Source organism: Microvirga alba (assembly GCF_015694465.1).
In the GTDB taxonomy this organism is placed as follows: Bacteria; Pseudomonadota; Alphaproteobacteria; order Rhizobiales; family Beijerinckiaceae; genus Microvirga; species Microvirga alba.
Genome location: NZ_JADQDO010000006.1, coordinates 253180 through 260255, shown reverse-complemented (window position 1 = coordinate 260255; position 7076 = coordinate 253180). Strand labels below are relative to the sequence as shown.

8 protein-coding genes are annotated in these 7076 nt (G+C 60.5%); 1 reads left to right on the top strand and 7 read right to left on the bottom strand.

Features of this window, described 5'->3' with window-relative positions; translation table 11 throughout:
- On the bottom strand, positions 1–1209 hold a 1209-nt coding region (locus tag I2H38_RS14115; RefSeq protein ID WP_196272489.1), incomplete at its 3' end, for a calcium-binding protein.
- A 148-nt stretch (positions 1210–1357) separates the two neighbouring features.
- Here I2H38_RS14115 and I2H38_RS14110 point away from each other — a divergent pair.
- Positions 1358–1846 (top strand): cupin domain-containing protein, encoded by a 489-nt coding sequence (locus I2H38_RS14110; RefSeq protein ID WP_196272488.1) that lies wholly within the window; start codon positions 1358–1360, stop codon positions 1844–1846.
- Positions 1847–1855: 9 nt separating this feature from the next.
- Here I2H38_RS14110 and I2H38_RS14105 read toward each other — a convergent pair whose 3' ends face one another.
- From I2H38_RS14105 to I2H38_RS14080, 6 genes are all read right to left on the bottom strand, one after another.
- Complete coding sequence (locus tag I2H38_RS14105; protein ID WP_196272487.1) at positions 1856–2587, bottom strand: pyrimidine 5'-nucleotidase; 732 nt, start codon at positions 2585–2587, stop codon at positions 1856–1858.
- A gap of 78 nt (positions 2588–2665) precedes the next feature.
- On the bottom strand, positions 2666–3577 hold the full coding sequence (gene argB, locus I2H38_RS14100) for an acetylglutamate kinase (RefSeq protein WP_196272486.1): 912 nt from the start codon (positions 3575–3577) through the stop codon (positions 2666–2668).
- A 73-nt stretch (positions 3578–3650) separates the two neighbouring features.
- Positions 3651–4022 (bottom strand): DUF423 domain-containing protein, encoded by a 372-nt coding sequence (locus I2H38_RS14095; protein WP_196272485.1) that lies wholly within the window; start codon positions 4020–4022, stop codon positions 3651–3653.
- Positions 4019–4675 carry a ribosome biogenesis GTP-binding protein YihA/YsxC gene (gene yihA / locus I2H38_RS14090; RefSeq protein ID WP_196272484.1) on the bottom strand — a complete coding sequence of 219 codons (657 nt, stop codon included), beginning with the start codon at positions 4673–4675 and terminating at the stop codon, positions 4019–4021. The genes I2H38_RS14095 and yihA overlap by 4 nt, the downstream gene beginning before the upstream one ends.
- 69 nt (positions 4676–4744) lie before the next feature.
- A complete protein-coding gene (locus I2H38_RS14085; protein WP_196272483.1) occupies positions 4745–6298 on the bottom strand; it encodes a CYTH and CHAD domain-containing protein in 1554 nt (517 codons plus the stop codon).
- 68 nt (positions 6299–6366) lie between these two features.
- A complete protein-coding gene (locus tag I2H38_RS14080) occupies positions 6367–7005 on the bottom strand; it encodes a CatB-related O-acetyltransferase (protein ID WP_196272507.1) in 639 nt (212 codons plus the stop codon).
- Positions 7006–7076 lie beyond the last annotated feature (71 nt).

The window sequence follows — 7076 nt, the reverse complement described above, 5'->3', positions numbered from 1 at the left end:
GAGCGCTTCCAAATTGTCAGCGAGCCGGAAATCGACAGAGGCGTGGACAATGTCATAGCCCTCGTTCGCCGCTTCGACGATCGTGTCGCCAATGTTGTCGACGATGTAAGTGTCATCGCCTGCACCGCCGATCATGCGATCAGCGCCACTTCGTCCGTCCAGATAATCGTTCCCGCCGCCGCCGATAAGGGTGTTGTTTCCGAAGTTACCTGTGAGCGTGTTATCGAGATTATTGCCGATTCCTGTCGTGGCCTCTTGCCCCTCCAGAACGAGCGCTTCCAAATTGTCAGCGAGCCGGAAATCGACAGAGGCGTGGACAATGTCATAGCCCTCGTTCGCCGCTTCGACGATCGTGTCGCCGATGTTGTCGACGAAATAGACGTCGTCGCCCTGGCCGCCGACGAGCGTATCGGCTCCGGCGCCCCCATTCAGCGTGTCGTTGCCGTTTCCGCCCTCAAGCTGGTTTCGTCCGGCGTTGCCGATAAGTTCATTGTCCGCGTCGTTTCCTTTCCCATTGATGTCCGCGCTGCCGGACAGCGTGAGATTCTCGAAGTTGGTCTTTAGGGTATAGGATACAAAGGCAATGACCGTGTCGATGCCCTCATTAGGGTTCTCGACGAGTTCATCGAGTGTATCGCGAACTTTGTAGACGTCATTTCCGGCGCCACCGATGAGCTTATCAATACCGCCGCTGCCGCCATCCAGCGTATCGTTTCCCAAGCCGCCGTCGAGCGTGTTGTTTCCCGCGTTCCCCGTCAGCACATTGTTGGCGCTATTGCCGGTGCCGCTGATGTCGCCGACCCCAGTCAAGACAAGGTTTTCGAAATTTTTCAGCAGAGTATACGTGAACGAAGCTTGGACCGTATCGATGCCTTCGTCGGCGTTCTCAACAAGCTCGTCGTTTTCGTCGATGACATAATAGTCATTGCCTAGGCCGCCAATAAGTGTGTCCTGCCCCAGGCCTCCGTTGAGGAAATCGTTGCCGTCGCCACCGTCAATGACGTTGTTAAAATCATCGCCGATGATCGTGTTATCGCTTGCGTTCCCTAAAACATTGCGGGCCTCGGTAAGCGCATAAACACTTAAGTCAAAAATATCATCGTCTATCGTTGAGAAGACATAGGTCTTTGTCGCCGGGTTATATATAGGCATTGCGAAATCCCACGAATTGATATGATATTTTATATCAATAACTCGAAGGAAACGCAACGATCTCGCGAGGGAAAGGCTTTATTCCCTGCCCCGATGCCGCAAGGTATCTCCTCAGGCGAGGTGTCTTCTCGCCTCGGGGAGCAAAATTTGATTCTCGCGGCGAGAATGATACGTTATAAAAACATGCATATTTGATTGGGTTATCATGGCAGCTCTCGATGCGGTCCTTCGCCAGCATGGCGAAGGCGAGACGATCAAGGTTGGCGCGGAGGAGATTCGATTCGCGCTCACCAGCGCGGAGACGAACGGGCGCCTCGATTTGATCGAGCGCATGGTGTCGCCCAATTTCCAGTCGCCACCCCTGGCGCATACCCATACGCGCGAAGACTGGATGGGGTACCTGATCGAGGGACGGCTCGTCTTTCAGCTTGATGGCGAGACGAAGGAACTGAAGCCGGGCGGATCGCTGTTCGTTCCGCGCGGCGTCTATTTCCGCTGGTGGAATCCCGATCCCGTGCCGGCGCGCATTCTGTTTGCCTATACGCCCGGCGGCTTCGGCTCGTTTTTCAAGGAAGTTCTGGAGCTGTCGGCGCAAAAGGCCGATCGGGTCCACGATTATGACAAGACGCTGACGGGCATCATGAAGCTCCACGACAAATACGGGATGATCCGGCAAGAGCCGAAAGCCCCGTAAGGCGGGACCTCAAGGTTTCAGCGGCAGGCAGGATTGCAGGAAAACCGCGAGGTCGTCGGTCACATAATCAATGTGGGGAGTCTTCACGGCCTCCTGCTCGAAGGCCTCGCGGAAGGGATCGACGGTTTTCGGTACGACCAGCGTCGTCATCATGCCAAGCTCACGCGGAACGATCAGGTTCTTCGCGATATCCTCGAACATCGCCGAGCGCGACGGATCGACGATGTGCTTCTCGAGGAAGCTCTCGTAAGCCCGCCTTTCGGGCTTCGGGACGAAATTGGCATCGGCGATGTCGAACACATCCTCGAAATGATCGAGGATTCCGAGTTTCCTGGCCACGTTCTCCGCGTGCTTGCGGGAGCCGTTGGTCAGGATCAGCTTGCGGCCGGGAAGGTGTTCGATGGCGGTGCCGAGACCGATGTTCAACTCGAGATCGGCGTGATCGATGTCGTGCGCGAAGTCGAGGAAGTGGTGGGGATCGATGTTGTGCTCATTGATGAGCGCGCGCAGCGTCGTGCCATATTTGTGGTAGAAATATTTCTGCAGCGCTCTTGCTGATAGGCCGTCGAGGCCGAAAAGATCGGCGATGTAGAGCGTGATCCGTTCATCGATCTGAGGCCAGATCCGCGAGCTGTGCGGATAGAGCGTATTGTCGAGGTCGAAGACCCAGGTATCGACGTGAGCAAAGCTTCGTTGCTCGGCGGAGATCAGGGTGGCTGAGGCGGGTGGAACGGCTTTCATATCACTCTACAGACAACAATGGGGCCGGATGGCCCCATTGAAAACAATATAAGGACGGTTGGGCCCGCGGAAAAGGGCTCAGCCTCGTGTGATCAGCGTGCCGGCGCCGTGATCGGTGAACAGCTCCAGCAGCACCGCATGGGGCACCTTGCCGTCCAGAATGACGACTGCTTCGACGCCTCGCTCCATGGCGTAGATGCAGGTCTCGATTTTCGGGATCATGCCGTCGGTGATGGTGCCGTCCGCGATGAGGCGGCGGCAATCGTCGATGGTCATTTCCGGAATGAGGTTCTTGTTCTTGTCGAGCACGCCCGGAACGTCGGTCAGAAGCAGGAGGCGCTTTGCCGCCATGGCGCCGGCGATCGCTCCCGCGAAGGTGTCCGCGTTGACGTTGTAGGTATGGCCGTCCTGGCCGATCGCGACGGGCGCGAGAACCGGGATCAGCTCGGCGCTCAAAACCTGGTCGAGAACGGCGCGGTTCACATGCTCGGGCTCCCCGACGAAGCCGAGGTCGATGATCTTCTCGATGTTCGAATCAGGATCGACGGTGGTGCGGGTCACCTTGCGGGCGGTGACCATGTTGCCGTCCTTGCCGCACAGGCCGACGGCCTTGCCGCCTTCCGCCCCGATCCAGCCGACGATCTGCTTGTTGATGGAACCCGCGAGCACCATCTCGACGATCTCGACGGTTGCGGCATCGGTCACGCGAAGTCCGCCTTTGAACTCCGATTGAATGCCGAGCTTCTCCAGCATCTTGCCGATCTGCGGCCCGCCGCCATGGACGACGATGGGCTTGATGCCCGATTGCTCGAGCAGGACCACGTCCTCGGCGAAATCCTCGGCCGCCGCGCGGTCGCCCATGGCATGGCCGCCATACTTGATGACCACGACCTGCTGATCATAACGCTGCATGTGGGGCAGAGCCTGAACCAGGACCTCCGCGCGCACATGCACGTTGGGGAGCTGATCGGGCGTGGACGGATCGGACATGAAGGGCTCCGGCTCGGGTGGAATGGAACGGCGAGCCTTCTAGCCCAGGCGCGCCGCCAAGAAAACAGGGAGTTCAGCCTCGGCTGCGAACAAAGCAGGATGCGCCCGCCAGGAACCAGCCGATCATAAGCAGCACGCCGCCGGTCGGGGCGGCCATGGGAGCGAGCGCAACGCCCGCCAAGGCCCGGCGCGCGAGGTCGCCGCAGAACAGCGCGAGGCCGAGCACGAGAACATAGCCCGCCAGCCGTGCCAGCTTGGCGTTGATGGCCCCGCTCGCGACGAGGGCGATCAGCGCCAGGAGGGCCGGGGCATGAAACAGAAGGAATTGGGCCGCGATCGTGAGGCTGCCTCCCCCGGTGACATGGGCTGCAGCCGCCGACAAGGCGACGCCGGTGAGGCCGGCGAGCGCCGCAAGCGCCATGAGGATCCGGTCAGGCAGGATCATGCAGCGCCCCTTTCATGGAGGAGCTTTGCGATACCCGCGCGCAATTCGGGAATCCCGGAACCCGACCGGCTCGATGTCGGCATGATCTCTGGGAAGGCGGCGGCCCGCTTGGCGATCTTTTGCGCCGTATCGGCGATGCACTTCTCGATCTCACCCTCCTTCAGTTCATCCCCCTTCGTCAGGACGATCTGGTAGGAAACGGCGGCCTGATCGAGGCCGTCCAGCACTGCGGCGTCCAAGGGCTTGATGCCGTGCCGGGAGTCGATCAGCACATAGACGCGGGCGAGGCTGGCACGGCCGCGCAGGTAATCATGGATGAGCTTGGTCCAGGCCTGGACCTTCTGCTTTTCCACCGCGGCATAGCCGTAGCCGGGCATGTCGACGAGATGGAAATGCCCGCCGATGTCGAAGAAATTGAGCTGCTGCGTCCGGCCAGGCGTATGGGAGGTGCGCGCCAGGGTGTTACGCCCGGTCAGCGCGTTCACGAGGCTGGACTTGCCCACGTTGGAGCGCCCGGCGAAGGCGATTTCGACCTTGTCCATGGGGGGCAGGTTCTTCAGGGAGGTCGCGGCCCAGATGAAGTCCGCCGCGCCCGCAAAGAGCTTGCGGCCGGTTTCGAGGAAGGGATCGGTTTCAGGTGCCATTTCGGTCATGAGACCCTTATCGACGCTCGCAGGCCGTTCTTCAAGGCGTCAAGCCGCACCTTTCCCGGGGAAGCGCCCCTATTCGCGGCTTAGCCAGAACGGTTCTGCTTCCAGGAGCTTGCCACAGGCGGCCTCGGCGTCGCTGTGGAGTTTTTTCAGGCGCCGCTCCGCTCGGGCGGGCTTCTGCTGTCCTCGAGTCAGCACCAAGGCTTCGCCGACCACGATATCGTTCATGTCGCCCAACAGATCTTGCAGTCGCCGCAGGATGGCGAGCAAGGAGCGACGGCGTTTCTTGGCGGGGCCATCGGCGAACGAGGAAGCGAAGAACTCGGCCCCATAACGGAGCTTCTTGATGCGCATTCGCAGCCGGTGCCTTTCGTCGAAATCAAGCTCGGCAATGCGTTTCGCGCTCTTGCGGATCCGTTTCCAGTGCCGCGACAGCTCCAGCCCGGCCAATTCCTCGACCGTCAGGCGGCGCGCTACCCGGATGGCGCATTTCTTGCGGGTGAGCCATTTGCCGGATTCGATCCAGGCGGCCGTGTGCAGGATCGCGGCGGTGAAGCGTGGCTTTTCGAGCGTCTTCAACAGGACCTCGTAAGCCTCTGAACGCCGACGCTCGGCCTCCTCCAGCCAGACATCGTTCGGTGCCGAAAGCGTCGATTTGCGCAGTTCGCCGAGGAAGACATCAAGATCGCGAACCGCGCCAAGCTGTTTTCCCGCCCAGCGGAGATCGGCTTTGACGGCGCGGCTCTCGCGGCTTGAGAGCATGGACTTGAAGAGCGAGTTCGCGGCGTTGAGGCGGCGCAAGCCCACGCGCATCTGGTGCAGGATTTCCGGGTCCTGATGTCGGCGCAGGAGGGCTTCGTTGCGCACCACTTGAGACAGGCATGAGCGCGCGATGATCTGGAAGGACTCGGCGCAGGACGTCTTCGGCGGGAGATCGATCTCGTCGGCAGAGACCGGCTTGGCGGCGATCCCATCGAGAAGCGCGTAGCCGCGTTCCGATTTCGTGACCGGTGTCAGCCTCAATGGCGCAGCCTCCGAGAGATCGCGCGCGACCGCGAAGAGGGCGGAGGCGTCCCCCTTCTTCAGTTCGAGCTCCACCTCGCAGAAGCGCACGGAGCGGTGGCCTGCCACAACCTTCACCCGGTCAAGAGCAAGTTCCATGGTCGTGCCATTGCGTTCCACCTCGTAGGCCTTGCGATCGGTGTCGACCGTGAAGACAGGATGGACCTTTTCGCTGGCGGATGTGCCGGAGACGAAAGGCGCGAGAGGCGTGTCCGCCGCCGCCGCAACGTCGAGTTCGCCATCGACGGCGCATTCCCATTCCGACCGATCGAGGGCGAGACTTCGGTGTTTTCGCTCGGCTTTGATGGTCTGCGTGTAATGCCCGTTCTGCCGACGGACCCGAACGGACAGCCCCGCGCGGCGCAGGGCGAACTCGTCGGTGTCATAGTAGACCGCATGCAGAGATCCGCCGCGCTCGGCCAACGGACGGGCCTGCGCGAAGACGGGGTGGCCGAGAAGTAACGACATCCCATCGGAATCAAGCTCGAGCTTCAGCTCGACCTCGCGCGACTTGCCCGCCAAGCGTGTGGCCGGCTTTTTCTTTTTCAGTCGAGCTGCGCCCATCCAGAGCCCGTCGCGATCACCGCCATGCGGTCGATATAGGGCGGACCTTGATCTCCGCAACGCGTGGGTCAGGCGGTGTTTTTCAGAGCGGCGAGGTCCGCCCCGCGGATCGCGTTGAGGTTGCGCGTGATCTTGTCAACGCTCCAATCCCACCAGCGCAATGTGAGTAGCTCAGCGATGACATCGTCGGAAAAGCGTTGGCGCAAGACCTTTGCCGGATTGCCGCCGACAATAGCGTAAGGCGGCACGTCCGCCGTCACGACCGACTTTGCCGCAATAATTGCTCCGTCGCCGATTTTGACTCCCGGCATGATTGTGGCCTCGTGACCGATCCAGACATCGTTGCCGATGATCGTGTCACCCTTGAAGCCAGCTTTGATCGTGCCCCAATCGAACCCTTCCTCCCAGCCGTGACCGAAGATGTTGAAGGGATAAGTCGAGAATCCCGTCATGGCGTGATTGGCGCCATTCATGATGAATGTCACGCCCGTCGCGATCGCGCAGAATTTTCCAATGACAAGCTTGTCGCCGATGAAATCGAAATGATGCAGCACGCATCGCTCGACGAAACCCTCCGGGCCGCGCGGATCGTCATAATAGGTGAAGTCGCCGATCTCGATATTCGGCCGGTTCACGAGTCCTTTGAGAAATCCGACACGAGGGTGGCCTGGCATCGGATGCGGAGTCCGAGGATCGGGGCTGGGCATTATCATCATCTCCGAACTCATATGTACCGACCAAAAAAATCCCCGGGACAGGCCCGGGGATGATTGGAGCA